This is a genomic window from Stenotrophomonas sp. GD03794 (assembly GCF_029842145.1).
Taxonomy (GTDB): Bacteria; Pseudomonadota; Gammaproteobacteria; order Xanthomonadales; family Xanthomonadaceae; genus Stenotrophomonas; species Stenotrophomonas riyadhensis.
Map to the genome: position 1 here is coordinate 21,738 of NZ_JAOCFV010000033.1, position 26,764 is coordinate 48,501.

General features: G+C 66.8%; 27 protein-coding genes. 15 read left to right on the plus strand and 12 right to left on the minus strand.

Annotated elements, in window-relative coordinates; all coding sequences use genetic code 11:
* Window positions 1–83 precede the first annotated feature (83 nt).
* The gene (locus N5D91_RS16290; RefSeq protein WP_004151739.1) at window positions 84–1,193 is read left to right on the plus strand and encodes a polyamine ABC transporter substrate-binding protein; all 1,110 of its coding nucleotides are present in this window, start codon (window positions 84–86) and stop codon (window positions 1,191–1,193) included.
* Between the two features lie 39 nt (window positions 1,194–1,232).
* Here the strand turns inward: N5D91_RS16290 and N5D91_RS16295 are convergent, their stop codons facing one another.
* Window positions 1,233–2,633 carry an NAD(P)-binding domain-containing protein gene (locus tag N5D91_RS16295; RefSeq protein ID WP_153856927.1) on the minus strand — a complete coding sequence of 467 codons (1,401 nt, stop codon included), beginning with the start codon at window positions 2,631–2,633 and terminating at the stop codon, window positions 1,233–1,235.
* Window positions 2,634–2,905: 272 nt separating this feature from the next.
* Between N5D91_RS16295 and potA the strand changes: the two genes are divergently transcribed.
* From potA to N5D91_RS16315, 4 genes are all read left to right on the plus strand, one after another.
* The gene (gene potA / locus N5D91_RS16300) at window positions 2,906–4,042 is read left to right on the plus strand and encodes a polyamine ABC transporter ATP-binding protein (protein WP_110711760.1); all 1,137 of its coding nucleotides are present in this window, start codon (window positions 2,906–2,908) and stop codon (window positions 4,040–4,042) included.
* Window positions 4,039–4,971 carry an ABC transporter permease subunit gene (locus tag N5D91_RS16305; RefSeq protein ID WP_032130238.1) on the plus strand — a complete coding sequence of 311 codons (933 nt, stop codon included), beginning with the start codon at window positions 4,039–4,041 and terminating at the stop codon, window positions 4,969–4,971. Before potA ends, N5D91_RS16305 begins: the two co-directional genes overlap by 4 nt.
* The gene (locus tag N5D91_RS16310) at window positions 4,968–5,810 is read left to right on the plus strand and encodes an ABC transporter permease subunit (RefSeq protein WP_032130237.1); all 843 of its coding nucleotides are present in this window, start codon (window positions 4,968–4,970) and stop codon (window positions 5,808–5,810) included. The genes N5D91_RS16305 and N5D91_RS16310 overlap by 4 nt, the downstream gene beginning before the upstream one ends.
* 83 nt (window positions 5,811–5,893) lie before the next feature.
* Window positions 5,894–7,258 carry an NAD-dependent succinate-semialdehyde dehydrogenase gene (locus tag N5D91_RS16315; RefSeq protein ID WP_180855190.1) on the plus strand — a complete coding sequence of 455 codons (1,365 nt, stop codon included), beginning with the start codon at window positions 5,894–5,896 and terminating at the stop codon, window positions 7,256–7,258.
* 74 nt (window positions 7,259–7,332) lie between these two features.
* Here N5D91_RS16315 and N5D91_RS16320 read toward each other — a convergent pair whose 3' ends face one another.
* The 7 genes from N5D91_RS16320 to N5D91_RS16350 form a co-directional block, all read right to left on the minus strand.
* Window positions 7,333–8,355, minus strand: coding sequence for a magnesium and cobalt transport protein CorA (locus tag N5D91_RS16320; RefSeq protein ID WP_180854897.1), 1,023 nt, complete (start codon window positions 8,353–8,355; stop codon window positions 7,333–7,335).
* 6 nt (window positions 8,356–8,361) lie between these two features.
* Window positions 8,362–9,630, minus strand: a complete 1,269-nt coding sequence (locus tag N5D91_RS16325) for a DUF4105 domain-containing protein (protein WP_110711763.1) — start codon at window positions 9,628–9,630, stop codon at window positions 8,362–8,364.
* The gene (locus N5D91_RS16330; protein WP_057495802.1) at window positions 9,627–10,508 is read right to left on the minus strand and encodes a transporter associated domain-containing protein; all 882 of its coding nucleotides are present in this window, start codon (window positions 10,506–10,508) and stop codon (window positions 9,627–9,629) included. The genes N5D91_RS16325 and N5D91_RS16330 overlap by 4 nt, the downstream gene beginning before the upstream one ends.
* Window positions 10,509–10,572: 64 nt before the next feature.
* Window positions 10,573–11,130: a hypothetical protein gene (locus tag N5D91_RS16335; protein WP_180854898.1), complete on the minus strand. Its 558-nt coding sequence runs from the start codon at window positions 11,128–11,130 to the stop codon at window positions 10,573–10,575.
* 27 nt (window positions 11,131–11,157) lie between these two features.
* Window positions 11,158–11,769: a hypothetical protein gene (locus N5D91_RS16340; protein WP_110711765.1), complete on the minus strand. Its 612-nt coding sequence runs from the start codon at window positions 11,767–11,769 to the stop codon at window positions 11,158–11,160.
* A 48-nt stretch (window positions 11,770–11,817) separates the two neighbouring features.
* Window positions 11,818–12,303 carry an rRNA maturation RNase YbeY gene (gene ybeY / locus N5D91_RS16345; RefSeq protein ID WP_049456543.1) on the minus strand — a complete coding sequence of 162 codons (486 nt, stop codon included), beginning with the start codon at window positions 12,301–12,303 and terminating at the stop codon, window positions 11,818–11,820.
* Window positions 12,300–13,286, minus strand: a complete 987-nt coding sequence (locus tag N5D91_RS16350; protein ID WP_005415936.1) for a PhoH family protein — start codon at window positions 13,284–13,286, stop codon at window positions 12,300–12,302. The genes ybeY and N5D91_RS16350 overlap by 4 nt, the downstream gene beginning before the upstream one ends.
* Before the next feature lie 481 nt (window positions 13,287–13,767).
* Between N5D91_RS16350 and N5D91_RS16355 the strand changes: the two genes are divergently transcribed.
* From N5D91_RS16355 to N5D91_RS16365, 3 genes are read left to right on the plus strand one after another with little or no spacing between them, the layout of a single operon-like run.
* Window positions 13,768–14,724 (plus strand): HlyD family efflux transporter periplasmic adaptor subunit, encoded by a 957-nt coding sequence (locus tag N5D91_RS16355; protein WP_164160574.1) that lies wholly within the window; start codon window positions 13,768–13,770, stop codon window positions 14,722–14,724.
* Window positions 14,725–14,744: 20 nt separating this feature from the next.
* Window positions 14,745–15,668, plus strand: coding sequence for an ABC transporter ATP-binding protein (locus N5D91_RS16360; RefSeq protein ID WP_107432488.1), 924 nt, complete (start codon window positions 14,745–14,747; stop codon window positions 15,666–15,668).
* Window positions 15,665–16,777, plus strand: coding sequence for an ABC transporter permease (locus tag N5D91_RS16365; protein WP_180854899.1), 1,113 nt, complete (start codon window positions 15,665–15,667; stop codon window positions 16,775–16,777). Before N5D91_RS16360 ends, N5D91_RS16365 begins: the two co-directional genes overlap by 4 nt.
* A 48-nt stretch (window positions 16,778–16,825) precedes the next feature.
* Here the strand turns inward: N5D91_RS16365 and miaB are convergent, their stop codons facing one another.
* Both miaB and N5D91_RS16375 read right to left on the minus strand, forming a co-directional pair.
* A complete protein-coding gene (gene miaB / locus N5D91_RS16370; protein WP_049399909.1) occupies window positions 16,826–18,244 on the minus strand; it encodes a tRNA (N6-isopentenyl adenosine(37)-C2)-methylthiotransferase MiaB in 1,419 nt (472 codons plus the stop codon).
* Window positions 18,245–18,431: 187 nt separating this feature from the next.
* Window positions 18,432–19,052: a glutathione S-transferase family protein gene (locus N5D91_RS16375; RefSeq protein ID WP_180854900.1), complete on the minus strand. Its 621-nt coding sequence runs from the start codon at window positions 19,050–19,052 to the stop codon at window positions 18,432–18,434.
* An 80-nt stretch (window positions 19,053–19,132) separates the two neighbouring features.
* Between N5D91_RS16375 and N5D91_RS16380 the strand changes: the two genes are divergently transcribed.
* From N5D91_RS16380 to N5D91_RS16410, 7 genes are all read left to right on the plus strand, one after another.
* Entirely contained in the window at window positions 19,133–20,101 is a 969-nt protein-coding gene (locus N5D91_RS16380; RefSeq protein WP_110711772.1) for a WYL domain-containing protein, read from the plus strand.
* A 46-nt stretch (window positions 20,102–20,147) separates the two neighbouring features.
* The gene (locus N5D91_RS16385; RefSeq protein ID WP_180854901.1) at window positions 20,148–21,068 is read left to right on the plus strand and encodes a lytic transglycosylase domain-containing protein; all 921 of its coding nucleotides are present in this window, start codon (window positions 20,148–20,150) and stop codon (window positions 21,066–21,068) included.
* Window positions 21,069–21,254: 186 nt separating this feature from the next.
* The gene (gene petA, locus N5D91_RS16390) at window positions 21,255–21,875 is read left to right on the plus strand and encodes a ubiquinol-cytochrome c reductase iron-sulfur subunit (RefSeq protein WP_049423262.1); all 621 of its coding nucleotides are present in this window, start codon (window positions 21,255–21,257) and stop codon (window positions 21,873–21,875) included.
* Entirely contained in the window at window positions 21,875–23,134 is a 1,260-nt protein-coding gene (locus tag N5D91_RS16395) for a cytochrome bc complex cytochrome b subunit (protein ID WP_110711774.1), read from the plus strand. The genes petA and N5D91_RS16395 overlap by 1 nt, the downstream gene beginning before the upstream one ends.
* The gene (locus N5D91_RS16400) at window positions 23,127–23,876 is read left to right on the plus strand and encodes a cytochrome c1 (RefSeq protein ID WP_180854902.1); all 750 of its coding nucleotides are present in this window, start codon (window positions 23,127–23,129) and stop codon (window positions 23,874–23,876) included. Before N5D91_RS16395 ends, N5D91_RS16400 begins: the two co-directional genes overlap by 8 nt.
* A gap of 134 nt (window positions 23,877–24,010) precedes the next feature.
* The gene (locus N5D91_RS16405; protein WP_180854903.1) at window positions 24,011–24,646 is read left to right on the plus strand and encodes a glutathione S-transferase N-terminal domain-containing protein; all 636 of its coding nucleotides are present in this window, start codon (window positions 24,011–24,013) and stop codon (window positions 24,644–24,646) included.
* A gap of 84 nt (window positions 24,647–24,730) precedes the next feature.
* Window positions 24,731–25,183 (plus strand): ClpXP protease specificity-enhancing factor, encoded by a 453-nt coding sequence (locus tag N5D91_RS16410; protein ID WP_049399914.1) that lies wholly within the window; start codon window positions 24,731–24,733, stop codon window positions 25,181–25,183.
* An 86-nt stretch (window positions 25,184–25,269) separates the two neighbouring features.
* On the opposite strand, the gene N5D91_RS16415 is transcribed toward N5D91_RS16410, so the two are convergent.
* The gene (locus N5D91_RS16415) at window positions 25,270–25,620 is read right to left on the minus strand and encodes a DUF3301 domain-containing protein (RefSeq protein ID WP_005415950.1); all 351 of its coding nucleotides are present in this window, start codon (window positions 25,618–25,620) and stop codon (window positions 25,270–25,272) included.
* Window positions 25,621–25,687: 67 nt separating this feature from the next.
* The gene (locus N5D91_RS16420) at window positions 25,688–26,689 is read right to left on the minus strand and encodes a DUF2272 domain-containing protein (RefSeq protein ID WP_110711775.1); all 1,002 of its coding nucleotides are present in this window, start codon (window positions 26,687–26,689) and stop codon (window positions 25,688–25,690) included.
* Window positions 26,690–26,764 lie beyond the last annotated feature (75 nt).

Consider the following 26,764-nt stretch of genomic DNA (forward strand, 5'->3'; position numbering starts at 1 on the left):
AATAGAAAAATCCGCCGCCGGGGGGTAGGCTGGCACCCGTCGCCGGCCCCGCCGGCCCCCCTTTCCGCATTCTGGAGCACCCGATGAAGCTGCGTATCCTCACGCTCGGCCTGGCCTCCGCCATGCTTGCCGCCTGCAGCGGTGGCAACGGCGGCGCGCAGGACAGCCAGGTCCTGAACGTCTACAACTACAGCGATTACATCGCCGAGGACACCATCCCGACCTTCGAGAAGGAGAGCGGCATCAAGGTGACCTACGATGTGTTCGACAGCGACGAGATGGTCGAGACCAAGCTGCTGGCCGGCAACAGCGGCTACGACGTGGTGGTGCCGACCCTGAACTTCTTCGGCCGCCAGATCCAGGCCGGCGTGTTCCTGCCGCTGGACAAGAGCAAGATCCCGAACCTGGCCAATCTGGACCCGGCGGTGATGAAGCGCATCGCCACCCAGGATCCGGGCAACCAGTACGGCGTGCCGTACATGATCGGCACCACCGGCATCGGCTACAACGTGGAGATGCTGAAGCAGCGCTTCGGCGGCAGCACCGACATCGCCAACAGCTGGGACCTGGTGTTCAAGCCGGAGAACATCAGCAAGATGAAGGACTGCGGCGTGACCATCCTGGACACGCCGGCGGACATGATCCCGATCGCGCTGCATTACCTGGGCCTGGACCCGCACAGCGGCGACCCGGCCGAGCTGCAGAAGGCGGCCGACCTGCTGAAGTCGATCCGCCCGTACGTGCAGAACTTCCACTCCTCGCAGTACGTGGGTTCGCTGGCCAACGGCGGTACCTGCCTGGTAGTCGGCTGGTCGGGTGACATCATCCAGGCCCGCGACCGTGCCGAGGAAGCCAGCAATGGCGTGCACGTGGCCTATTCGATCCCGAAGGAAGGCGCCCCGCAGTGGTTCGACATGCTGGCGATCCCGAAGGATGCCAAGCATCCGGAAGCCGCGTACGCGTTCATCAACTACCTGCTGCAGCCGAAGGTTGCCGCGGCCAACACCAACTTCATCCACTACGCCAACCCGGTGCCGACCGCGACCCCGCTGGTGGATGAGGCGATCCGTACCGACCCGACCATCTACCCGCCGGCCGACGTGGCCGAGAAGATGTTCACGTACTCGATCAACACGCCGGAGACCGACAAGCTCTACACCCGGCTGTGGACCGAAGTGAAGACCGGCCGTTAAGCCGGTCTGGCGCCGCCGGGCCATGCCCGGCGGATTGCTTCATCCTTGGCCGGGCGCGGTACCGCCGCCCTGGCCAAGGTGCCGCAGGATCGCTGGCAACAGGTCGCGTGCATCGCGACCGCCGTTGCACAGGAACGATGAACTCATCCGCTGCAGGTTGTGCATGCCGATGAAGAACAGCCCCGGATGCGGTGAAACGCCGAACTCGCCGAGCGGATAGCCATGCGCGTCCAGCACGCCCTGCACATCGAGCCAGGGCCATTCGGCGACGAAGCCGGTGGCCAGCACCACCGAACGGATGCCTTCCGTCTGCAGATCCAGTTCACGCGGGGCGGCGTCCGGCTCCCAATGCAGGTAGACCTCGTCGGGAATGTAGCGGGCATCGTCGGTGCGTGGCTCGGGGCGCGTGGCGTAGTACGCGCTGGCCAGCGAATCGAGATAGGCATATTCGGTTCGTGTCGCCTCGATCGCGGTGCGCAGCTGCGGGCGCACATCGGCGAAGCGGGCGACGTTTCCATCGAAGCCCTGCAACCGGCCCAGCAACCTGATGCCTGCGCGGTGCATCGCCAGCAGGCTGATCGAGCTGCCCAGGCCGGCACGCCCCTTGCCGGAAATCAGCGGGAACTCCGCGGTGCGGGCCTTGCGCAGCGCATCCGGTTCTCCGGCCAGGACGGCGGCCGCTTCACTCACATGCTGGTGGATACGCCCGGCCATGTCCCACCAGGTCATCGAGTCCTTGCCGCGCAGCCGGCGGGTATGCGAATGCCGCTGGGCCAGTGACCAGTACACGCTGCGACCGCTGTCGCGCAGGTCCTGGGCGATCTGCGCGCCGGACTGGCCGCCACCGATGACCAGCACGGCGCCATCGGGCAGCTGGCGGGGGCTGCGGTAGTCGCCGGAGTGCAGCACCGTCAGACCCGGTGCGGGCGCGAAGGGGACCCGGGGCATCCGCGCGCGGCGGTACTCACCGGTAGCGACTACCACCGCGCGGGCGTGGATCTGCCCCTGGCTGCTGTCGATGGCATAGCCTCCGGGCCCAGGTGCGACCCGGTGTACCCCGCATCCCTCGCTGATCGGCAACGAGCGTTCGTCGGCATAGTCGCGCAGCCGCCGGATCACCTCCGGGGCCCCCATGAAACCTTCCGGGTCGTCACCCGCATAGGCATGGCCGTGCAGGGCCATCGTCGCGTTGGCGGTGTTGGTCTGGAACGAATCCCAGCGCCGCTGCCAGCTGGCGCCCACGGTTTCGGCCTCCAGCACGCGATGCTCGACGCCGGCTTCCTGCAGGAGCGCGCTGAGGGACAGCCCGGCCTGGCCGGCGCCGATGATGACCAGCGGCAGCGTTGCAGGCAGGGAGCCCGGCAGGCGGGGCGGGAAAGGGGAGGGGCTGTCCGGGGAAGTCACCAGGGTGGGTCCATGCAAGGGCTTGATCCGGGCCATTGCGCGGGGAATGCCCCGGGCCTTCAACAGATCCGGTTCTGAAAAACGTTGCAGATCGGGCCGTCGCCGGTGCTGTCTGGCCGGGACGGCGGCATGGACGACCGGGCAGCCGCGGCCTTGGAGCGGACAGGCCACTCTGGCGGGGGAAAACCGACACCCCTCGAGGCCCCGGAGCCGGCCAGCGGCCGCTTCCGCCTGCCGCCGTCATATCCCCTGCGGCCCCCGGCCGTTAGAATGGCGGCCGCTGTCCACCGCCCGCTCCCGGAGCCCCCATGCCCGTTGAAGCCCAGCCGGTAGCCACTGTCGTCGACACGACCGGTGCGCCCGGCTATCTCTCCATTCGTGACCTGCGCAAGGAATTCGACGGTTTCGTCGCCGTTGACGACGTCAATCTGGACGTGCGCAAGGGCGAGATCTTTGCCCTGCTCGGTGGCTCCGGCAGTGGCAAATCGACCCTGCTGCGCTGCCTGGGTGGCTTCGAGACGCCCACCAAGGGCAGCATCACCCTCGATGGCCAGCGCCTGGACGCGCTGCCGCCGTACCAGCGGCCGGTCAACATGATGTTCCAGTCCTATGCCCTGTTCCCGCACATGACGGTCGAGCAGAACATTGCCTTCGGCCTGAAGCAGGATGGCCTGGGCAAGGACGCGATCAACAAGCGCGTCGGCGAAATGCTGGACCTGGTGCAGATGGGCCACCTCGGCAAGCGCAAGCCGCACCAGCTGTCCGGCGGCCAGCAGCAGCGCGTGGCGCTGGCGCGGTCGCTGGCCAAGGGGCCGAAGCTGCTGCTGCTGGACGAGCCGATGGGCGCGCTGGACAAGAAGCTGCGCTCGCAGATGCAGCTGGAACTGGTCAGCATCATCGAGTCGTCGGGCGTGACCTGCGTGATGGTCACCCACGACCAGGAAGAAGCGATGACCATGGCCACCCGCATCGCGGTGATGGATGCCGGCTGGATCCAGCAGGTCGGCAAGCCGGATGAGGTCTACGAGCAGCCGGCCAACCGCTTCGTCGCCGAGTTCATCGGTTCGGTCAACCTGTTCGACGGGGTGATCGACGAGGACCTGCCGGAGTACGTGACCGTACGCTCGCCGCTGTTCCCGGCGCCGATCTACATCGCCCATGGCATCACCGGCTATGAAGGGCAGCCGGTCGCGTTCGCGCTGCGCCCGGAGAAGGTGATGATCGGCAAGGACGAGCCGGAAGGGCACACCAACAAGGCACAGGGCGTGATCGAGGACATCGCCTACTTCGGCAGCCACTCGGTCTACCACGTGCGCCTGCCCAGCGGCGCCAAGGTGCTGGCCAACTTCGCCAACTCGCAGCGCTGGGCCAGCGACGGCCTGACCTGGGGTGACAGCGTGTGGGTGCACTGGCGCGACAACGACGGCGTGGTGCTGACCTCATGAGCGTCGCCGGCCTGAAGCGCTGGCTGCCGGGGCTGCGTGCCACGGTGATCGGCATTCCGTACCTGTGGCTGCTGCTGTTCTTCGCAGTGCCGTTCCTGATCGTGCTGATGATCAGCTTCTCGCTCAGCCGGGTCGGCTCGCCGCCGTACACCTGGCTGCTGCAGTACGCCGACGGCGGCTTCTCGCTGAAGCTGAACCTGGAGAACTACCTGGCGCTGTTCCGCGATTCGATCTATGCGCAGGCGTTCCTGAGCTCGATCAAGATCGCGGCAATCTCGACCTTCCTGACCCTGCTGATCGGCTACCCGATGGCCTATGCCATCGCCCGCCTGTCGCCGGCCGCGCGCAACGTGGCGATGATGCTGGTGGTGCTGCCATCGTGGACCTCGTTCCTGATCCGCGTGTATGCATGGAAGGCGATCCTGGACCGCAACGGCCTGCTCGACCAGTTCCTGCAGTTCACCGGCCTGCAATCGCTGATGACCAGCATGGGCCTGCCCAAGCTGCAGCTGATCGACACCCCGACCGCCGCCTACATCGGCATCGTCTACTGCTACCTGCCGTTCATGGTGCTGCCGCTGTACGCCAACCTGGTCAAGCATGACCACCGCCTGCTGGAAGCTGCCTACGACCTCGGTGCCAAGCCGTGGCAGGCGTTCCTGCGCATCACCCTGCCGCTGTCCAAGGCCGGCATCATCGCCGGTTGCATGCTGGTGATGATTCCGGCCATTGGTGAATTCGTGATTCCGGAAATGCTGGGTGGCTCGGAGACGCTGATGGTGGGCCGCCAGCTGTGGAACGAGTTCTTCAACAACCGCAACTGGCCAGGCGCCTCGGCGATGGCGGTGGCGATGATCCTGTTGCTGCTGGTGCCGATCCTGCTGTTCAACCGTTCCCAGCAGCGCCTGCTGGAAGGGAAGCAGGCATGAGCCCGCGTAGCGCAAAGGGCCTCGGGCTGGGCGTGCTGCTGCTCGGCTTCGCCTTCCTGTACCTGCCGATCCTGCTGTTGATGTTCTATTCGTTCAACAGCTCGCGGCTGGCGATGGTCTGGGCCGGGTTCTCCACCCGTGCCTACAGCGACCTGTTCGCCGACCGCGCGCTGATGGATGCGATGTGGACCAGCCTGGTGGTGGCGTTCTGGACTGCCTGCACGGCCACCGTGCTGGGCACGCTGGCGGCGATGGTCATGACCCGCTTCAAGCGCTTCCGCGGCAAGCCGCTGTTCGGCGCGCTGGTCACCGCGCCGCTGGTGATGCCGGATGTGATCCTGGGCTTCTCGTTGATGGCGCTGCTGGCCTCGATGGGCGCGATTCCCGGCTTCCCGGCGCGCGGCCTGACCACCATCTGGATCGCCCACGTCACCTTCACCCTGTGCTTCGTCACCGTGGTGGTGTCCTCGCGGCTGCAGGAAATGGACCTGTCGCTGGAAGAGGCGGCGATGGACCTGGGCGCAAGCCGGTTGACTGTGTTCGGTCGCATCACCCTGCCGATCATCGCACCGGCGCTGGTGGCGGGCTGGCTGCTGGCGTTCACCCTGTCGCTGGATGACGTGGTGGTGGCCAGCTTCGTGGCCACGCCGGGCTCGACCACGCTGCCGATGAAGGTGTTCGCCTCGGTACGCATGGGTATCAGCCCGAAGATCAACGCACTGGCCACGCTGCTGGTGTCGGCGGTGTCGATCGCCGCAGTGATCGGCTGGTACATCAATGCCCGCGCCGAGAAACGGCGCCAGCGCGATCTGCAGCTGGCGCGGCAGGAAAACGGCTGAGCACACGGTCTGTCTACAGTGCCGGCAACATCCGGCTCACGGGCAACCGCGCACAATGGGGATCTTCCAGATGGAGATCCCCCATGACCGTCAAGATCGTCGACCCGGCCACCGGCCTGGTGACCTACCGCCATGAACTGATGGGTGCTGCCGACATCGAGCAGCGCCTGCAGGCTGCTGCCGATGCCTTCCCCGGCTGGGCTGATCACTCGTTACAGGATCGCGGTGCCATCCTGCGCCGGATCGCCGCGCAACTACGCACGCGCCGTGACGATCTGCAGCAGGCGATGACCCATGAGATGGGCAAGCTCAAGGCCGAAGCGCTGGCCGAGGTCGACAAGTGCGCGGCCGCCTGCGAGTACTACGCCGACCATGCTGCCGACTACCTGAAGCCGCAGCTGATCGATACCGAAGCACAGCGCAGCTATGTGCGCTACGAGCCGATCGGCTGTGTGTTCGCGGTGATGCCGTGGAATTTCCCGATCTGGCAGGTGTTCCGTTTCCTCGCACCGGCGTTCATGGCCGGCAACGTGGCCCTGCTCAAGCACGCCAGCAACGTGCCGCAATGTGCCGACCTGATCCTGGCGGTGTGCCGTGATGGCGGCCTGCCCGACGGCGTGTTCGACGTGTTGCACATCGACAACGAGCAGGCCGCCGAGGTGCTGCGCGACACACGGGTGAAGGCGGTGACACTGACCGGCAGCGAGCGGGCAGGGCGCTCGATCGCTTCCAATGCCGGCGGCCAGCTGAAGAAATCGGTGATGGAGCTGGGCGGCAGCGATGCCTTCGTGGTGCTCGACGATGCCGACCTCGACAAGACCGTGGCGGCGGCGGTGAAGTCGCGCTTCGACAACAGCGGGCAGACCTGCATCGCGGCCAAGCGCTTCATCGTGGTCGATGCGGTGGCCGATGACTTCACCCGGCGCTTCGTTGAAGCCGCGGGTGAGCGTCAGTACGGCGATCCCAATGAACGTGGCACCACGCTGGCGCCGATGGCGCGCGCGGACCTGCGCGACGAACTGCACAAGCAGGTGCAGGCCAGCGTGGCCAAGGGCGCGCGGGTACTGCTGGGTGGTGAGCCGATTGCGGGTACACATGCCGGCTATCCGGCCACCGTGCTCGATCAGGTCGGCCCGGGCATGCCGGCCTACGACGAGGAGCTGTTCGGGCCGGTGGCTGCGGTGATCCGTGTCGCTGACGAGGCCGAGGCACTGCACGTGGCCAACGACACCCGCTTCGGCCTGGGTGGCAGCGTGTGGACGCGTGATCCGGTGCGAGGCGAGGCCTTTGCACAGCGCATGGAATGCGGCGCCGCGTTCGTCAACGCCATCGTCAAGAGCGACGCGCGGCTGCCGTTCGGTGGCAGCAAGCAGTCCGGCTTCGGTCGGGAGCTGGCCGACCACGGCATCCATGAGTTCATGAACATCAAGACCGTCTACGTGGCTTGATTCCGAACGGTAGTGCCGGCCGCTGGCCGGCATTGCCTGGTTGCCGGCCAGCGGCCGGCACTACCCAAAGCGGGCTACAACCACTTCGCGCGCTTGAACAACCGGTACAACCCCACGCATACACCGCCTACACCGATGATCATCATCGGGTACGACCACGGTTCGCTCAGCTCGGGCATGTGGCTGAAGTTCATGCCGTACCAGCTGGTGATCAGCGTCGGCGCCGCCAGCAGTGCGGCCCATGCACCCAGGCGCTTGACCGTCTCGCCCTGCGCCAGCGTCACCAGCGACAGGTTCACGCTCAGTGCGGTGCCCAGCATCTCGCGCAGGGTGTCGATCACATCGCTGATGCGTACCGCATGGTCGTGCACATCGCGCACGTAGAGCTTCACTTCATCGGGAATCAGCTCGCCCTGGTAGCGGCGCAGCTGCGCCAGCACATCCTGCAGCGGCGCCACCGCCATCCGCATCTTGTTCAGTTCGCGCTTGAGCTCGTACAGCCGCACCACCGTGCTGCGCTTGTAGTTGTCGGCGAAGATGTCCTTTTCCAGCAGGTCCAGGGTGTCGCGGAAGCGGTGCACGATGGGCAGGTAGTTGTCGACCACGAAGTCGGTCACCGCGTACAGGCAGTACGACGGGCCCATCTTCAGCAACTGCGGCTCGCGCTCCACCCGTGCACGTACCGGCGCGTAGGACAGCGACGCGCCGTGGCGCACCGTCACCAGGAAGCGCGGGCCGAGAAAGGCGTGGGTTTCGCCGTACTGGATGCGTTCGTCGACCATCTGTGCGGTGGTTACCACCACGAACAGCGAATTGCCGTAGGTCTCGACCTTGGGACGCTGGTGCGCGTTGCGCGCGTCCTCGATGGCCAGGTCGTGCAGGCAGAATTCTTCCTGCAGTTTCAGCAGCACATCGTCGTTGGGGTCGTACAGACCGACCCAGACGAAGCCGTTGCCACTGGCAATGACATCGCTGATGGCATCCAGGCTGATGTCGTGGCGTTTGCCCTCGTCATCGTAGTGGACGCAGTTGATGACGCAGGCGGGGTTGGCCGAAGCAGGGGCGGAAGCGGAGGCGGGCAGTGACATGCCCGCCATCGTGCGTCAGTGCCGTGTTTCGGACAAGTGAGGAGCGCGCCCCAGCACCCACGCCAGCGCGACGTGGACGGGCAGCAGCAGCACGATCCACTGCACGTTGTACTGTGCCTGCAGGCTCAGCCAGTGCAGCACCAGCGCGGCCACTGCCTGTACCGCCAGCAGCCACAGCACGATCCTGAACATGCGGCCTGGCACGCGCCGGCGCAGCAGGCTGATCGCACCCGGCAGCAGCAGCACGGCCAACGGCGAAAGCAGCAGCAGGTTGCGGTTGGCCCAGGCGGCGTAGTGGGTGCTGAAGCCCCACAGGAACACGAGCAAGCTGCCGGCGATGGTACACAGCAGCCAGAACGGCAGCGCCAGCCCGGCCAGCAGGCGCGGGCGGCTGCGCAGCGCCAGTACGCCGGCGGCGATCACCAGGCCACACAGCAGCCACGGCCACCAGCGGCGCGCGAACTCCTTCGGCTCCGGATCGATGCGGTGCGGCAGCAGCTCCTGTTCGGACTGCACCAGCGGCCGACCATCGCTGTTGCGTGCCTGGCGCAGTGCGTCGGCCAGGCGCATCGGCACGAAGGCTTCCTGCCAGCGCGACAGTGGCTGGTCGGCGAACGGGCCGAGGCCGACGTCGAAGCCGAGCCACATCCACGGTGCCGGCGAGGCCAGTCGCACCGATTCACTGCGGTAGGTATTGCCGCGCGAGCGCCCCGACAGCTGCGACTGCAGGCCGCCGCCCAGTGCCTTGTCCACCGTGTCGCGCACCATCGTGGCGCAGTTGGCGGTGTAGTAGTCGTAGTGGTAGCGCGCGTTCTCCGGCTTGGCCCGCTCGGCCAGGTCGGCGGCCAGTGCACGCGCCTGGTCCGGGCGCAGGTCCAGCCACTGCACGCTGGCGCCTCGGCCGGTCTCGTCGTAGTACGACAGGTCCTGCTGCAGCGGCAGCGCCACCAGGTAATACATCATGTCGCCGCGCACGAAGCGGCTGATGAAATCGTCCTCGGACGGATCGAAGTAGCCGAAGTTGTACGAGGTCGCTTCGCCGCTGACCGGATCGATCACGACGATGGCGTCGTGGCCGAAACGCTCGAAGAACACCGTGCCCGGCTGCATGGTCACCACCCCGATGCGCGGGGCGGGGACCTCGGCGCTGGCGGCAGGCGCAGCAGGCGTGGGTGTGGCTGCCGCCGGCTGCGCGAAGGCAGCCAGCGGCAGGACCGAGGCCAGCACGCACAGTGCCAGCCACAGCGTCAGGCGCAGTGCCAGGAGGGGGCCACCGCGCTTCAAGCGTCGTCCTGCGCGTCCGGCGGCAGCACGGTCACGTGGAAGGCCTGGACCCGGCGCGCATCGGCGCGGGCCACGCGGAACATGAAGCGGTCCAGCGCCAGCTCGTCACCGACTTCCGGCAGGTGGCCCACGGCCTCGGTGACCAGGCCGCCGATGGTGTCGTAGTCCTCGTCGGAGAAGGTGGCACCGAAGCGTTCGTTGAAGTCGCCGATCGGGGTCAGCGCGTCGACCACGTACTGGCCGTCGGACTGGATGGCGATCTGCGCGGACGGATCCTCGGCCTCGTCATGCTCGTCGTCGATCTCGCCGACGATCTGTTCCAGCACGTCCTCGATGGTGACCAGGCCGGCGACGCCGCCGTACTCGTCGACCACGATGGCCATGTGGTTGCGTGACAGGCGGAATTCCTTGAGAAGCACGTTGAGCTTCTTCGCCTCCGGGATCAGCACCGCCGGGCGCAGCAGTTCGCGCACGTTGGCCGGGCCGTTGTCGGCGACCACGCCGCGCAGCAGGTCCTTGGCCAGCAGGATGCCAAGGATGTCGTCCTTGTTCTCGCCGTGCACCGGGAAGCGCGAATGGCCGGATTCGACCACCTGCTTCATCAGTTCCAGGAAGGGCGCTTCGACCGGCAGCGAGACCATCTGCGAGCGTGAGATCATCACGTCGCCCACGGTCAGCTCGGCCACCGAAATGGCGCCTTCCATCATCTTCAGGGTATCGGCGGCGATCAGACCCTCTTCCTGCGCGGTGTGCAGGACAGCGACCAGCTCGTCGCGGGTGTGGGGTTCGCCGGAGAAGGCGGAGGTCAGGCGTTCAAGCCAGCCGCGCTTCTTTTCACTGGGCTCCGCAGGGGAGCTACTACTGTCGTCTTCTGACATCTCTGGAAAAAAGGCACCCGGCAGGCCGGGCGTTGGCCCAAGTCTAGCAGGATGTGACGGCCTGTCAGTGACTGCCGCTGGCCGTGGCGGGAGGGGCCGGAGGCGCCTCTTCCTCGGGCAGGTCCAGGCTGTAGGTGCAGCCGGCCAGGGTCTTGCCGGGGTGGGAGGCCACGGTGGAGACGCTGAGGATGATCGACTCGATCTGGGCCTCGCCGGTCTTCGGGTCGGTCACATCGCGGCTGACCAGCTCGCGCCCGGCCATGAATTTGCCGTCCTGGTCGTAGCCGGTCTCCAGTTCCAGCCGTTTGGCCAGAGGCCGAGGATCGGCCTGGTCGAGGACTGCCATGATGCTGGCACCGGCCACCGCCACCCGCTCGCTGACCGTGCCGAATACGGTGATCGGCTGGGCCAGGCGGTACTCGCTCATGAACTGGTTGCCCTGCGGCAACGGTTGCAGGCCCTGGGCCACGGCCTTCAACGGGTCGGCCAGCAGTGGGGCGAGCACAGCGTACTCGGCCACGCCCTGGCGGCATTCGATCAGCGCGGGCAGATCAAGACGGGCGGCGAAGGCCTGCGGGGCGGCAAGGACACACAGCAGGGGCAGGCAGCAGCGCAGCGACACGGGCGGACTCCGCAGGCGGGCCGGACATCATAACGGCGACGGGCGCGGGATCTCAGCTTTGCTGCCGCGGCGGTTGCGGGTCAGGAGGGCGCGCACTGCCATCACCGGCAGGGTAAGAAGCACTGCCTTCATCGCGGTGTGCAGCACGGTGATCACCCCGAGCGCCACCGACTGCAGCAGGCCCTCGTGTTCGAGCCAGGGCAGCAGTGCCGGCTCGGCGGCCTTTGCCAGCGGCATGTACATCGCGCAGAGGGCGTACAACAGCCAGAGCGAGGCAGTTGACGCATGGAAGAACGGCAACGTGGCTGCCGAGCGCCGCAGGCGCTGCTGGACCGCCACCCGCCAGGCCACCGGCGCGGTGAACGCGCCGATGAACATCAGCACCAGTGCGCTCGTCACCAGGCCCATCGTGGTGCTGGTGCCGTGCCGATGCTGCAGCAGGTGCGGTCCGATCATGCTGACCGCCAGGCTGGCAATGACGCACGCCGGTGACAGCAGCGCCAGCGTGCGCAGCAGCCAGTGCTGCCCGCTGGGGTCGCCTGCGCTGACGCGGCGCACCAGGCGCGCGCCGAGGATCAACACCGCTGCAAGCCCGAGGCCGCCGATCAGCAACGACACCCCACCGTTCCCGAACATCATCCCTGTTCTCCCGAAATCCGTTGGGCGAGCATAGCCTCCGGAACAGCGTCAGCGCTCTCCGGCGTACGGGTCGGCGATGCCGAGCTCGGCCAGGATCTCGCGCTCGAGCTGTTCCATGGCCTCCGCTTCCTTGTCGTCCTCGTGGTCCCAGCCGAGCAGGTGCAGCACGCCGTGCACGGTCAGGTGCGCGTAGTGAGCGTTGAGCGCCTTGCCCTGTTCGTCGGCCTCCCGCGCCACGACCGGTGCACAGATCACCAGGTCGCCCAGCAGCGGGAACTTCACGCCCTTGGGCAGGCCTTCCGGCACTTCGGCCGGGAAGCTGAGCACGTTGGTGGCGTAGTCCTTGCCGCGGTAGTGGCGGTTCAGCGACTGCCCTTCCTTGCTATCGACCACGCGGATGGCCAGATCGGCCTCGCGGATGCGGCCCTTCAACGCGGCGGCCACCCACTTGCGGAAGCTCACTGCCGCCGGCAGGCCGGCGCGCGGCAGGGCATAGCTGACGGCGACGTCCAATCGCACGGGACCACGGGTCATGGAGTTGCTCCAGGTTGGATCTGATGCAGGTCGCGGCGGTCGTACGCGCTCACGATGCGCGCGACCAGCGGGTGGCGGACCACGTCACGGGATTCGAAGAAGGTGAAGCTGACGCCCTCGACCTCGCGCAGCACGTCGATGGCGTCGCGCAGGCCGGACTTCACGTGCTTGGGCAGGTCGGTCTGGGTCAGGTCACCGGTGACCACCGCAGTGGAACCGTAGCCCAGGCGGGTCAGGAACATCTTCATCTGTTCGATGGTGGTGTTCTGTGCTTCGTCCAGGATCACGAAGGCATCGTTGAGCGTGCGGCCGCGCATGTAGGCCAGCGGCGCGATCTCGATGACGTTCTTCTCCAGCAGCTTGACCACCTTCTCCACGCCCATCATTTCGTACAGGGCGTCGTACAACGGTCGCAGGTAGGGGTCGACCTTCTGGCTCAGGTCACCGGGCAGGAAGCCGAGCTTCTCGCCGGCCTCCACCGCCGGGCGCACCAGGATCAGGCGCTGCACCCGTGATTCATTCAGGGCTTCGACCGCGCTGGCCACGGCCAGGAAAGTCTTGCCGGTGCCGGCCGGGCCGATACCGAAGTTGATGTCGTGGGTGGCGATCTGGTGCAGGTAGCGACCCTGGTTGGCGCCGCGACCGCGCACCGTGCCGCGCTTGACCTTGATTGCCACGTCCTGCGCTTCGTAGGAGCGCTCGGCGATCTGTTCGACATTGGCCTGCGCCAGGCGCAGGTGGATGGCGTGGTTGTCGAAGGTCGTTTCGCCGGCTTCGGCGTACAGCGCTTCAACCAGCTTCTGCGCCTCGACGATGGCTTCGTTGGGCCCGCTGATGCGGAACACGAAGCCACGGTTGGCGATCTCCACGCCGAGCTTCAGCTCGATCTGGCGCAGGTGCCCGTCGAAGGGGCCGCACAGGTTGGCCAGTCGCTCGTTGTCTTCCGGCGACAGGGTGAAGTCTCGATGATCGATGCTTTTCATTGCTTGGGGTGGGGCGGATGCCTTCCACCGCAGTGTATTCAGGGAGGACAAGGGTAGCGCGCGTGCGGGGCACACGGCCAGCAGACGGTCGATACAGCGTTTTCCACACCCCGTGTGGACGGGGCACGCGGAAACCTGTGGATAGACCTTCGCACTGCTTGTGCCACAAGGCCCATGAGGTCCTGGTGAAAAAAGCGTCATGGTCGCCCGTCGCTACGGCGGCACTGCCACGGGGGTCTGCACGGGGGCGTTCATCGTGATGGCAGTGCAGGTTTCGTTGCCGGGCGAGCAACAAAGCCACGTCCTGCCGGATTTCCACAGCAGTTGTGGAATGATGCCGAATCAACCTGTGGATAGGTGGTGCTGAGCCTTGCAGCCAAAGGCTTGCCCACGCGCGGTGAAAAAAACGCCAGGGCTGATCGGAATCATTGAGGGTGCACGGGGCACATGGCACCGTGTCGCCGTCGCAGGAGGGGATGGCATGGGCATCGGCAACGGGATGCGTGGAATCGGACTGGCGGGCATCGGCCTGCTGGCGGGGTGTGGGCAGTCAACGCCGACTGCGCTGGGCACGCTGGAATGGGACCGGATCACCGTGCCGGCGCCGGCAGCCGAAGTGATTGCAGCGGTGGAGGTGCGGGAGGGCCAGCAGGTCAAGGCCGGTGCCGTGCTGATGCAGCTGGACCCGGCGCGGGGAGACGCGCAGTTCGCCGCAGCAGAGGCTGACACGGCCCGTGCGCAGGCGCAGCTGGAAGAGCTGAAGATCGGCCCACGCCAGGAGCAGATCGCCCAGGCCCAGGCGCAACTGGCCGCGTTGCGCGCACAGGCTGCCGAAGCAAGTGCCTACTACCGACGCGTGCAGCCCCTGGCGCGCCAACGCCTGATCGCCGCCGCCGAGCTGGACCGCGCACGCGCCGCCGCCGGCAATGCCGAGGCCAGCGTACGTGCCGCCGAGCAGGCCTGGCTGGAACTGGTGCACGGCAGCCGCGCGCAGGATATCGCCCAGGGCCAGGCGGCCGCCGATGCCGCACGGGCACAGCAGGTGGTACAGGGCGTGAACCTGCAGAAGCTGCAGTTGCGCGCACCGCGCGATGGGGTGGTCGATGCATTGCCCTACCGGCAGGGCGACCAGGCACCGATCGGTGCGCCGCTGGCAGTGATGCTGGTCGGCGAGCGCCCCTATGCGCGTGTCTACCTGCCGCAACCGCTGCGTCTGCAGGTCAAGGTCGGGCAGGCCGCGCAGATACAGCTGGAAGGCGGCAACACCGTGCTGAAGGGGCATGTACGCGCGATCCGTAGCGAACCATCGTTCACGCCGTACTACGCACTGACCGGCGATGACGTCGAACGGCTGAGTTATCTGGCCGAGATTGAAGTGGACGGGAACAGCGACATGAAGAAACTGCCAGCGGGTCTTCCGGTACAGGTGCGCTTCTGAACACCGGCGCGGACATCGCGGTGCATGCGCAGGGCCTGACCCGCCGCTTCGGCGAGCTGCTGGCCGTGGACAACGTCGACCTGACCGTACCGCGCGGACAGGTATACGGTTTTCTGGGCCCGAACGGGTCTGGCAAGTCGACCACCATCCGCATGCTGTGCGGCCTGCTGGAACCCAGCGCAGGGCAGATCGAGGTGCTGGGGTTGGCGGTTCCCGAGCAGGCCGAAGCGCTGCGCCGACGCATCGGCTACATGACCCAGCGCTTCTCGTTGTATGAAGATCTGTCGGTGCGCGAGAACCTGGAGTTCCTCGCCGCCATCCAGGACCTGCCGCGCGCACAGGCCCGGCAGAGGGTCGACGAACTGCTGCAGCAATACCGGCTGCAGGACCGCCAGCCACAACTGGCCGGCACGCTCAGTGGTGGGCAGAAGCAACGCCTGGCCCTGGCCGGTGCCGTGGTGCATTCGCCTGAACTGCTGTTCCTAGACGAGCCGACCAGTGCGGTCGACCCCGAATCGCGCCGCGATTTCTGGGAGGCCCTGTTCGAACTGGCTGATGCCGGCACCACGGTGCTGGTATCGACCCACTACATGGACGAGGCCGAGCGCTGCCATCGCCTGGCGATCCTTGATCGTGGTGCACTGGTGGCCGATGGCACGCCGGCCGAACTCTGTGCACGGCTGGACGGCCGCACGTTGCAGGTCACGTCGGTGCAGCCTCGCCAGGCCAGCCGTGCACTGTCTGAGCTGCCCGGCGTGCTGAGCGTGGCGCAGATCGGCACCCAGCTGCGAGTATTGTGCAGCGAGGATGTCGCGGACGCCGTCGCATTGCGGCGCGCGCTGGCCAGCGCCGATCCGCAGGCCCGCATCGAGGCGGTGGCGCCGAACCTGGAAGACGTCTTCGTCGCCGCTACCCGCGGCCGTGGCCGGGAGCCAGCGGCATGAACCTGCGCCGGCTGTGGGCGATCATGCTCAAGGAATTGCGCCAGCTGCGCCGCGACCGCATCACGCTGGCGATGATCGTCGGCATTCCGGTGATGCAGCTGCTGCTGTTCGGCTACGCGATCAATCTCAACCTGCGCCATCTCAACGCCGGTGTCGCCGACCAGGCCAACAGTGCGGCGTCACGCGCGCTGGTGCAGGACATGGTCGCCACCGGCGTGATCACGCCGCACAGCGAGGCGTATACGCCCGATGAACTGATGCAGGCGCTGCGCCGTGGCGAAATCAGTGTCGGCATCGTCGTGCCGGCCGACTTCGAGCGTCGTCGCTTCGATGGACGCGAGGCGGTGCAGGTGCTGGTCGATGGCAGCGACACCGTGGTGCAGAGCGCGGCGATCCAGCTGGCGCAGGTGCCGCTGGATACGCGCCCGACCAGCAACACGCGGCCCCTGCGCGAAGGCAGCATCGCTGGTGGTCCGATCAGCGTGACCAGCTTCTACAACCCGCAGCGGCGTTCGGCGGTGAACATCGTGCCGGGCCTGATCGGGGTGATCCTGACCATGACCCTGGTGATGTTCACGGCCGTAGCGGTGGTGCGCGAACGCGAGCGCGGCAACATGGAACTGCTGATCGCCACACCGGTGTCGCGCAGCGAACTGATGGTCGGCAAGGTGCTGCCCTATGCGGCTATCGGTCTGCTGCAGACCACGCTGGTATTGGTGCTGGGCACCTGGCTGTTCCAGGTGCCGATCCGCGGCAGCCTGCTGGACATCTATCTGGCCGCGGTGCTGCTGGTGCTGGCCAACCTGGCGCTGGGCCTGCTGATCTCAACGCGCGCGCGCTCGCAGTTCCAGGCGATGCAGATGACGTTGTTCCTGTTCCTGCCGTCGATCCTGCTGTCGGGCTTCATGTTCCCGTTCGCCGGCATGCCGCGGCCGGTGCAGTGGCTGGCCGAGGTGTTGCCGCTGACCCACTTCCTGCGACTGGTGCGCGGCATCATGCTGCGTGGCGCCTCGCTGTGGGAGCTGTGGCCGGATGCGCTGGCGCTGCTGGCCTTCATCGTGGTGATGATGACCCTGGCCATCCTGCGTTTCCGCAAGCGCCTGGATTGAGGCCAACAGGCCGGGGTCGGATCCCCGCAGGGGCTCCGACCCCGGGATTTACTCCGCTACCACCCGCGCGCGCAGCGAATTGGTCAGCGCTTCGGTGATCACCACGTCCACGAACTGGCCGATCAACCGCGCCGGTGCCGGGAAGTTCACCGAACGCATGTTTTCGGTCTTGCCGGTCAGTTCGTTCGGGTTCTTCCGCGAAGGACCTTCCACCAGCACCGTCTGCACGGTACCGACCATCTTCTCGGAGATGCCGGCGGCATGCGCATTGATGCGTTCCTGCAGGCGCGACAGGCGCGCGTGCTTCTCGGCATCGCTGATCGTGTCCTCCAGATCCGCAGCCGGTGTACCCGGGCGACGCGAATAGATGAAGGAGAAGCTGTGGTCGAAGCCGATGTCCTCGATCAGCTTCATGGTCTTCTCGAAATCGGCATCGGTCTCGCCGGGGAAGCCGACGATGAAGTCCGAGCTGATCGAGATGTCCGGGCGCACCGCGCGCAGCTTGCGGATCTTCGACTTGAATTCCAGTGCGGTGTAGCCGCGCTTCATCGCCGACAGTACGCGGTCGCTGCCGGCCTGCACCGGCAGGTGCAGGAAGTTGGCCAGCTGCGGCACGTCGCGGAACGCGTCGATCAGCGAATCGCTGAACTCCAGCGGATGCGAGGTGGTGAAGCGGATGCGGCCGACGCCATCGATCTCGGCGATGGTGCGGATCAGCAGGCCGAGGTCGGCGAACTCGCCGTCCCCATAGGGCCCACGGTAGGCGTTGACGTTCTGGCCGAGCAGGTTGATCTCACGCACGCCCTGTGCAGCCAGCTGCGCCACCTCCACCACCACGTCCTCGAACGGGCGGCTGACTTCGGTACCGCGGGTGTAGGGCACCACGCAGAACGAGCAGTACTTGGAACAACCTTCCATGATCGAGACGAAGGCCGAAGCACCTTCGGCGCGCGGTTCCGGCAGGCGGTCGAACTTCTCGATCTCGGGGAAGCTGATGTCCACCTGCGGGCGCTTCTGCTCGCGCCGTGCACGGATCAATTCCGGCAGGCGGTGCAGGGTCTGCGGGCCGAACACCAGGTCGACGAACGGCGCGCGCTTGATGATTGCCTCGCCTTCCTGCGAAGCGACGCAGCCGCCCACGCCGATGATGACCTCGCGGCCCTTGTTCTTCAGTCCCTTCCACACGCCCAGCTGGCTGAACACCTTCTCCTGCGCCTTCTCGCGGATGGAGCAGGTATTGACCAGGATGACGTCGGCGTCGTCCGGGCTGTCGGTCAGTTCCAGGCCATCGCTGGCGGCAAGCACGTCGGCCATCTTGGCCGAGTCGTACTCGTTCATCTGGCAACCGTGGGTCTTGATGTACAGCTTGCCCTTGACCTGGTCTGGCTTGCGCGGACCAGCGGGCAGGGCAACGAGCGGGGTACCGCCCGGCGTGGCGGGCGGAAAGACGTCTGGCGTCCCGGTCATGGCGCTTAATCCATTCGGGTGGCGGGAAAGCGGGCAATTCTACCCGCATCCCGCGCCACCCGCCGCGCCTGCGTAGAGCCGGGCCCACGCTCGGCTGCTCCTCCATCACCTGCGTGGCAGCCAGGCATGGCCTGGCTCTGCTGAAACCCAAGCCGAGCGTGGGCTCGGCTCTACAAGGGGGCGCTGCTTACGCCGCTACCAGCTCCGCATCGATCTGCCGTGAACGCTCGAACGCGGTCATCGCGCAGATCCGGGCGACGTAGTCCTTGGTGGCCGGGGCCAGCTGCAGCAGGCCGAAATCACTGGTCCAGAACAGCGCATTGCCCCACAGCACGTCGGCGGCGCTCATCGTCTTGCCGAGCAGGTACGGCCCCTGCGCCAGCTGGGCCTCGACCACCTGCAGCACGGTCTCCGCGTCGTTGTAGGGCGACATCAGGCGCGGCGGCGGCTCGCGATGCATCGCCTTGTCGATCATCGCCGGCTCGAAACAGGCGCCGTAGAAGGCCATCCAGCGCAGGTAGGGGCCGCGCAGGGCATCGCCGATCGGCGGGGCCAGCCCGGCTTCGGGATACAGGTCGGCCAGGTACAGGTAGATCGCCACCTGCTCGGTCACCAGCGCGCCGTTGTGGACGATGGCCGGCACCTTGCCCATCGGGTTGATGGCCAGGTAGGCCGGGGCCAGGTTGGCGCCGGCCTTCAGGTCCAGCACCTGCATGTGGTAATCGGCACCCAGCGCTTCGAGCAGGGCCACGGCGCCGCTCGAGCGCGAACGGGCGGCGTGGTACAGGGTGATCTGGCGTGAGGTCATGGCATTGCTCCTTGCGGTGGGTGGTGAACTGACGCCCATCCTGGGGCACTATTGCGGACGACTTCTGTCCTCGATCCTTCATGCGCCATACCGCCCACCGACTACTGCGTCTGATTGCCCTGCTGCAGGCCCGTCGGCAGTGGTCGGGGGCCGAACTGGCCGACCGCATGGGCGTGGACCGGCGCAGCATCCGCCGTGACATCGAGCGGCTGCGTGAGCTGGGTTACCCCGTGCAGGCCTCGGCCGGGGTCGGCGGTGGCTACCAGCTCGGCGCCGGCGCACCGGTGCTGCCGATGCTGCTTGACGAGGAGGAGGCGACCACCCTGGCCATCGCCCTGCGCGCCGCCTCGGCCACCGTCGCTGGCATCGACGACACCGCGCGAGGCCTGCTGTCCAAGCTCGACCCGCTGGTGCCGACCCGTCGCCGCCAGCAGGCCGGCGAGGTGCACGCCGCTACCGCCACCCTGTCCGAGCTGCCGGCCACCGATGCGCGCCTGCTCGGACGGCTGGCCCAGCATTGCCGGCAGGCTTCGCGCTTGGCTTTCGAGTACCGCAGCGCGCAGGACGCGGTCACCCAGCGCGAGGTCGAGGCCCAGCACCTGGTCAACTACGGCCGGCGCTGGTACCTGCTGGCCTGGGATCTGGGACGCCAGGACTGGCGTACCCTGCGCGTGGACCGGATGGGAACGGTGCGGGAATGTGCCGAGCCGGGCATGCACCGGCGCACCCCGGCGCCACCGGACGTGATGGTGCGGCAGGCGGTCAGCCAGGCCCCGTTCGCGCTGCAGGCGATCCTCCGCCTGGCCGGCAGCTACGCGGAGCTGGAAGGACGCATCCCGCCCTGGTGCGGCGTGCTGGAAGCCGATGGCGCGGACCATTGCCTGCTGCGGATGGGGGCCGAAAGCCGCGGCATGATGCTGGCGCAGATCCTGAGCCTGGACCGGCTGCCGGTGGCGCTGTGGACCACGCCGCCCGGCCTGCGTGACGAACTGGCCCAACGCCTGGCAGGGTTGGGCCAGCTGCTGGCTGTGCCGCCGGTCACAGCCTGAGCCGCATCGCTTGGCAAGTTCCGGCGAAGCTGGGACACTCGCCGCCATGAAGGGGATACTGGGGACAACGGCGATCATCATCGCTGCGCTGGCCGCTGCGCCGGCCAGCGCCGGAACCCTGTACAAGTGCCAGGGCCCTGACGGCGTCACCAGTTATGTGAGCAAGCGGGTGGCCGGTGCGCGCTGCAGCACCATCAGCTACAGCCGTGACACCCGTCCGGCGCCGCGCCCGGTAGTGGCCGCGCCCAGGCCGGCGCCGACCACGGTGGCCAGCATCGAACGCAATCCGGTGGCCGTTGCCGCCGGTGCCGCAGCGCCGGCAACGGTCGCACCTGCGTCCGTACCCGCATCCGCACCCGCGCAGCCGGTCGCGTCGCGCGCCGGTCGCATGGTCAGCGGCCAGGTCTATTCCTTCATGAAGGACGGCGTGCGCCACTACACCAGTGCGCGCCCGACCCAGGTGGCCAACCTCGGTCCGGTACGGACCATCCGCTACAGTTTCATGGAGCGTTGCTACGCCTGCGGCGTCAATCCGCGCGTGGACTTCGGCACGGTGCGCCTGAACACCACGGCTTTCCAGGGCGAGATCAGCTCGGCCGCGCGCGAGTTCGGCGTGGAAGAGGCCGTGGTGCGCGCGATCATCCACGCCGAGTCGGCCTACAACCCGACCGCGCTCAGCCGCGCGGGTGCGCAGGGCCTGATGCAGCTGATGCCGCCAACCGCTGCCCGCTTCGGGGTCAGTGACTCCTACGACGCCGGGCAGAACATCCGTGGCGGCGTGCAGTATCTTGCATGGCTGCTGAAACGCTTCAATGGCGACCTGACCCTGGCGGCGGCGGGCTACAACGCCGGCGAAGGTGCGGTCGATCGCCACGGCGGCGTGCCGCCCTACAGCGAGACGCAGTACTACGTGCGCCGGGTCGGGCAGCTGGCGGAGCGTTACCGCACCGCATTGACGCACCAGTAGTGCCGGCCGCTGGGCAATGGCCGGTACCGACCGGCCGCTGGCCGGCAACCCCGCAATCAATGTTGTTGCAATGCGTTGTGTGGCGCGCGACGGTTCAGCTACACTCGACCGTGATTCAATGCGGCTCTGGCCCCCACCGGATCCGCTGGCAGCCTTAAAGCTACCTAATCAATATCGGAGTGCCGGATGGCCAACGATGGGGTACACGATCCAGTCAACACCGGACGTCGGCGTTTTCTTTCTGCCACCACAGCCGTGGTGGGCGCCGTCGGCGTCGGATTCACCGCAGTTCCTTTCATCAAATCCTGGAATCCCAGTGCCCGCGCCAAGCTTGCCGGCGCACCGGTGGTGGCCGACATCAGCGCCCTGCAGGAAGGCCAACGCCTGATCGTGGAATGGCGTGGCCAGCCGATCTGGATCGTCAAACGGTCCAAGGCGATCCTCGATGCGCTGCACGGGCTGGACGGCCGTCTCAAGGACCCCGAGTCCGGCGAGAAGGACCAGCAGCCGGAGTACGTGCTGAAGCAGAACCCCGAGCTGCGCTCGATCAAGCCGGAGATCTCCGTGCTGGTCGGGCTGTGCACGCACCTGGGCTGCTCGCCGGAAATGGTCGCCGAGATCCGGCCCGAGCCCTACGATCCGCAGTGGAAGGGCGGTTACTTCTGCCCGTGCCACAAGTCGCGTTTCGACATGTCCGGCCGCGTCTTCAAGGACGTGCCGGCGCCGATCAACCTGAAGGTGCCCGCGCACCACTACCAGGACGACAACACCATCATCATCGGTGTTGATCCGCAGGGGGCTGCCTGATGGCCAATATCCTCAGCCGTACCGCCAGCGGCGTCGCCGACTGGGTCAATGCCCGCGCGCCGGGCCTGATGCCGGTCTACCGCAAGCACGTCACCGAGTATTACGCGCCGAAGAACTTCAACATCTGGTACTACTTCGGTTCGCTGGCGCTGCTGGTGCTGGTCAACCAGATCGTCACCGGCATCTTCCTGACGATGCACTACAAGACCAACGCCGCCGAGGCGTTCGGCTCCATCGAATACATCATGCGTGATGTGGAGTGGGGCTGGCTGATCCGCTACATGCATTCGACGGGCGCCTCGCTGTTCTTCATCGTGGTCTACCTGCACATGTTCCGCGGCCTGCTGTACGGCAGTTACCAGAAGCCGCGCGAGCTGGTGTGGATCCTCGGCATGCTGATCTACCTGGTGCTGATGGCCGAAGCCTTCATGGGCTACGTGCTGCCATGGGGCCAGATGTCGTTCTGGGGCGCCAAGGTCATCATCTCGCTGTTCGGCGCGATACCGGTGATCGGCAACGGCCTGACCGAGTGGATCATGGGCGACTACCTGCCCAGTGACGCCACGCTCAACCGCTTCTTCGCGCTGCATGTCATCGCTTTGCCGCTGGTGCTGTTGCTGCTGGTGGTGCTGCACCTGGGCGCGCTGCACGAAGTGGGGTCTAACAACCCGGACGGCGTGGAGATCAAGAAGGGGCCGAAGGGCAACCGCTGGTCGCCGAACGCGCCGGCCGACGGCATTCCGTTCCACCCGTACTACACGCTCAAGGATGGCGTCGGCGCCGGCTTCCTGCTGATCATCGCCGCCTTCATCATCTTCTTCGCGCCCGGTTTCGGCGGCCTGTTCCTGGAGCACGACAACTTCACCGAGGCCAACCGCCTGGTGACCCCGGAGCACATCAAGCCGGTCTGGTACTACACGCCGTACTACGCGATGTTGCGCGTGGTACCGAACAAGCTGGGCGGCGTGCTGGTGATGTTCTCGGCCATCGCGATCCTGTTCCTGGTGCCATGGCTGGACAAGGCGCGGGTGAAGTCGGTGCGTTACCGCGGCTGGATCTCGAAGGTGATGCTGGGTGTACTGGCGGTGTGCTTCGTCTGGCTGGGCGTGATCGGCTCCGGCCCGGGTACCGACGTGCACGAGACCTACATCGGGCGGGTGCTGACCTTCCTGTACTTCGCGTTCTTCATCACCATGCCGCTATGGACAAGGTTGGACAAGACCAAGCCGGTACCGGAGAGGGTGACCACGCATGACTGAGCGCTGGATGGTCCGACTGGCCCTGGCGGCCACCTTGATGCTGGGCAGTTTCCTGGCCTCCGCCGCCGAGGGCGGCGCCAAGCTGCTGCAGGCCGGCAACGACCTCGGTGACCGCGCCTCGCTGCAGCGCGGCGCACAGCTGTACATGAACTACTGCTCCGGCTGCCATGCGCTGAAGTACCTGCGCTATTCGCGGATGGCGCAGGACCTGGGGCTGACCGAAGAAGAGGTGATGAACAACCTCAACTTCACCGGCTCGGCGATCGGCGACCCGATCCCGGTGGCGATGCCCAAGGAGAACGCCGAGAAGTGGTTCGGCAAGATGCCGCCGGACCTCAGCCTGATTTCGCGCGTGCGTGGCAGTGACTGGGTCTACACCTATCTCAAGTCGTTCTACCTGGATACCAGCCGGCCGCTGGGCTGGAACAACGCGTTGTTCGCGAACGCCTCCATGCCCAACCCGCTGTGGGAAATGCAGGGCCTGCAGCATGCCGTGCATGGCAAGCCCGAGGCCCCCGGCATGGACCCGCCGGTGACCGGCCTGCGCATCGAAATGCCCGGTTCGGTGGATGCCGGCCAGTACGACCAGGCCGTGCGGGACATCACCAACTTCCTCGAATACGCCGGTGAACCGGCCGCGCTCAAGCGCCAGCAGTTGGGCGTGTGGGTGATCCTGTTCCTGGCTCTGCTGACCTTCCTGCTGTACCTGCTGAAGAAGGAATACTGGAAGGACGTTCACTGATTCTGCCGCCGACCATCGCATGGGCCTATTGGCTTTTGTGATGGTCGGTTGCACACTCGGGGAGGAGTCGACCGCTGGCACGGTGCCGGCGGCGCCGATGCGGCAGGCGGTCTCCTGTCGTGGGAGAGCCTTTGATGGCGGCGAGCGTACGCATGCGCAATACACTGACGCTGTTTTCCTCGAACGACGATGTGCTGTGCCACCGTGTACGTCTGGTGCTGGCGGCGAAAGGGGTCACGTTCGACTTCGTTCCGGTCGATCCGCAGAGCCCGCCTGAAGACCTGATCGATCTCAATCCGTACAACTCGGTGCCGACCCTGGTCGAGCGCGAGCTGGTGCTGTACGCGGCGTCGGTGGTCAGCGAATACCTGGACGAGCGCTATCCGCATCCGCCACTGATGCCGGTCGATCCGCTGTCGCGTGCGCGCATCCGCCTGGCCATGCTGCGCATCGAGCACGACTGGGTACCGCAGGTGCAGGCCATCCAGCTGGGCAACAAGACCCAGGCCGAGGCCGGCCGCAAGCGCCTGAAGGAGCTGCTGACCGCCTCGCTGCCGCTGTTCAAGGCCAGCAAGTTCTTCCTCAACCCGGAAATGAGCCTGGCCGACTGCGCGATGGCGCCGATCATCTGGCGCCTGCAGTCGCTGGACGTGCCGCTGCCGAAGGACGGCAAGGCGATCGAGGACTACGGCAACCGCATCTTCCGCCATCCCGGTTTCGTCCGCAGCCTGACCGACCAGGAAAAGAAACTGCGCGATCTGCCGGTCTGATCCGGCCCCGCATTACCCGTCTGCACGCCGACCGGCGTGCAGGCGATCCGCCCCGGCGGGGCGCCGGGCGCGTACACTTCACGCATGACCGAAGACTTCTTCCACATGACCAGCCACCGCCCGTACCTGCTGCGGGCGCTGGTGGAATGGATCAACGACAACCAGCTGACCCCGCACATCCTGGTCGACGCCGGCGTCCCCGGCGTGCAGGTCCCGCCTTCGGCGGTCAAGGATGGCCGGGTTGTGCTCAACATCGCCGAACGTGCTGTCGTACGGTTGATGATCGACAACGAGATGGTGAGCTTCTCGGCGCGCTTCTCCGGTACCAGCTACCCGGTGCAGGTGCCGATCAGCGCCGTGCTGGCCGTCTATGCCCGCGAGACAGGGCAGGGCATGGCGTTGCCGGACGACATTCCGGGCAGCGAAACCGCGCCGACCAGCGATGAGCTGCTGCATGACGAAGGCACGCCGCCGGACGATACGCCGCCGGCCAGTCCGCCGCCGAAGGGCCGCCCGAACCTGCGCGTGGTCAAGTAATCCTTCCGACGCCGCCCCGATGGGCGGCGTTTTTCCTTGCCCGTTTGGCGGCAGGTGCCGACCGTTGGTTGGCACACCCTTGAACCCTACACATCCTCGGCATCCTCCACATCCGGCCGGATCTGGCTGATCCGTGCCGCGCCGGGGCCGGTGAACGAGATCAGCTGGTCGCCGCGCAGCACCATGCGGCCCACGTGGCGATCGATGCCATCGTAGGAATACTCGAACTTGAACGTGCGCTCGAAACCGAGCCGTCCATCCTCGCCACGCGACAGCCGCAGGCCAGTGGCGTGCACGGCCTGGTCCAGCCACTGCACATCGGCGGCGCGGCAGGCATTGCGGCCCAGCTCGACCGCGCGCTCGGCGGCCGAACGTGCGGCGTTCCAGAAGAAGTAGATGATTCCGCCGGCAATCAGCAACAGCAGCAGGGTGGGCATGGCGTCAGCCGTCAGGTGTCGATTCGGCAAAGATGGCGGCGAACGTGCGCTGGATCAAGCGCTGGATTCACCGCCGCGGCTGCGGTTCGCTGGATACCGGCTGCGCGGGCACGATGACCGGTTGCGGTGCCGGGGCGGGCTGCATCGGCGTCGCAGTGGGCGAGGGCATCACCAAGGGGGCCGTTGCGGTCAACTGCAGGAGCGCCGCCCAGTCCTGGCGGTTGAAGCTGCATTCGTCCTCGCGGCCCGGCGTGCAGCTGGGGTCGATGCCGGTGCTGTTGCGTTCGCGCGCGGGTGGCAGCTTGATCAGCCCGGTGCGGTCCAGCGGCAGCAGCCGCATCGCCACGGTGTTCATCACATTGCCGCCGACCAGGTACAGGGTCTGGTCGCCGCCAAGATTGGCCGCTACCACCACTTCGCAATGTGATTTCCAGTGGCCCACCGAGCCATTGCCCAGTGCCTGCACCAGCCCGCTGTAGCTGAGCGTGGTGCTGCGGTCGCGCAGGAAGCACAGCAGGTCGCCGGGCGCGGGTTTGGCCGTGGCGGGGTCGACCAGCCGGTATGGCACGCCCGAGGGGCCGCCCTGGTACGCGGCACGGATGTAGTCAATGTGGCGTGGCGACGTGTTGAAGCCGGGAACGCCGGACTGCACCATCACCCAGGAAATGAACGCGGCCGACCACGGGTTGTCGATCAGGAAGGCGCGGCAGTCGCTGTCGGTATAGCGCGTGCCCAGCGGTGCCAGGCAACTGCTGGCGCCGGCGATGCTGCCCATCGCGTTGAGCGTGCCGCTGTTGCGCCAGTAGCCGGCCACGCGCTGCCAGGCGATCAGCCCGTTGTCGGCCAAGTGATCGCTTTCGGCTTCGGTGACGCTGAGACTGGCGGCGCGGCCATCGCGATCGATGAAGGGGCGGAACCACAACCGGTGCTCGTTGCAGGCAGTATTGCGGATGGCCACCGCCAAGGGACTCAGGCCGAAGCGGGGCGGCACATCGCAGGCTTCAGCGGCTGCGGCGGACAGGGGGGCTGCCGCGAGCAGCAGGCAGGCAGGCAAGAGCATCCGGCGCATGCGCGGCTCCTGTGGGGGATGCCGGCAGCGTCGCAGAGGACGGCGTGGCCGAGCCGTGAAGGCGAACGGATCCTG

Excerpts from the sequence above, each read along its gene's own strand:
- N5D91_RS16290 (WP_004151739.1), top strand. The coding sequence starts at position 84 with ATGAAGCTGCGTATCCTCACGCTCGGCCTGGCCTCCGCCATGCTTGCC.
- N5D91_RS16295 (WP_153856927.1), bottom strand. The coding sequence starts at position 2,633 with ATGGCCCGGATCAAGCCCTTGCATGGACCCACCCTGGTGACTTCCCCG.
- potA (WP_110711760.1), top strand. The coding sequence starts at position 2,906 with ATGCCCGTTGAAGCCCAGCCGGTAGCCACTGTCGTCGACACGACCGGT.
- N5D91_RS16305 (WP_032130238.1), top strand. The coding sequence starts at position 4,039 with ATGAGCGTCGCCGGCCTGAAGCGCTGGCTGCCGGGGCTGCGTGCCACG.
- N5D91_RS16310 (WP_032130237.1), top strand. The coding sequence starts at position 4,968 with ATGAGCCCGCGTAGCGCAAAGGGCCTCGGGCTGGGCGTGCTGCTGCTC.
- N5D91_RS16315 (WP_180855190.1), top strand. The coding sequence starts at position 5,894 with ATGACCGTCAAGATCGTCGACCCGGCCACCGGCCTGGTGACCTACCGC.
- N5D91_RS16320 (WP_180854897.1), bottom strand. The coding sequence starts at position 8,355 with ATGGCGGGCATGTCACTGCCCGCCTCCGCTTCCGCCCCTGCTTCGGCC.
- N5D91_RS16330 (WP_057495802.1), bottom strand. The coding sequence starts at position 10,508 with ATGTCAGAAGACGACAGTAGTAGCTCCCCTGCGGAGCCCAGTGAAAAG.
- N5D91_RS16340 (WP_110711765.1), bottom strand. The coding sequence starts at position 11,769 with ATGATGTTCGGGAACGGTGGGGTGTCGTTGCTGATCGGCGGCCTCGGG.
- ybeY (WP_049456543.1), bottom strand. The coding sequence starts at position 12,303 with ATGACCCGTGGTCCCGTGCGATTGGACGTCGCCGTCAGCTATGCCCTG.
- N5D91_RS16350 (WP_005415936.1), bottom strand. The coding sequence starts at position 13,286 with ATGAAAAGCATCGATCATCGAGACTTCACCCTGTCGCCGGAAGACAAC.
- N5D91_RS16355 (WP_164160574.1), top strand. The coding sequence starts at position 13,768 with ATGGGCATCGGCAACGGGATGCGTGGAATCGGACTGGCGGGCATCGGC.
- N5D91_RS16365 (WP_180854899.1), top strand. The coding sequence starts at position 15,665 with ATGAACCTGCGCCGGCTGTGGGCGATCATGCTCAAGGAATTGCGCCAG.
- miaB (WP_049399909.1), bottom strand. The coding sequence starts at position 18,244 with ATGACCGGGACGCCAGACGTCTTTCCGCCCGCCACGCCGGGCGGTACC.
- N5D91_RS16375 (WP_180854900.1), bottom strand. The coding sequence starts at position 19,052 with ATGACCTCACGCCAGATCACCCTGTACCACGCCGCCCGTTCGCGCTCG.
- N5D91_RS16380 (WP_110711772.1), top strand. The coding sequence starts at position 19,133 with ATGCGCCATACCGCCCACCGACTACTGCGTCTGATTGCCCTGCTGCAG.
- N5D91_RS16385 (WP_180854901.1), top strand. The coding sequence starts at position 20,148 with ATGAAGGGGATACTGGGGACAACGGCGATCATCATCGCTGCGCTGGCC.
- petA (WP_049423262.1), top strand. The coding sequence starts at position 21,255 with ATGGCCAACGATGGGGTACACGATCCAGTCAACACCGGACGTCGGCGT.
- N5D91_RS16395 (WP_110711774.1), top strand. The coding sequence starts at position 21,875 with ATGGCCAATATCCTCAGCCGTACCGCCAGCGGCGTCGCCGACTGGGTC.
- N5D91_RS16400 (WP_180854902.1), top strand. The coding sequence starts at position 23,127 with ATGACTGAGCGCTGGATGGTCCGACTGGCCCTGGCGGCCACCTTGATG.
- N5D91_RS16405 (WP_180854903.1), top strand. The coding sequence starts at position 24,011 with ATGGCGGCGAGCGTACGCATGCGCAATACACTGACGCTGTTTTCCTCG.
- N5D91_RS16410 (WP_049399914.1), top strand. The coding sequence starts at position 24,731 with ATGACCGAAGACTTCTTCCACATGACCAGCCACCGCCCGTACCTGCTG.
- N5D91_RS16415 (WP_005415950.1), bottom strand. The coding sequence starts at position 25,620 with ATGCCCACCCTGCTGCTGTTGCTGATTGCCGGCGGAATCATCTACTTC.
- N5D91_RS16420 (WP_110711775.1), bottom strand. The coding sequence starts at position 26,689 with ATGCGCCGGATGCTCTTGCCTGCCTGCCTGCTGCTCGCGGCAGCCCCC.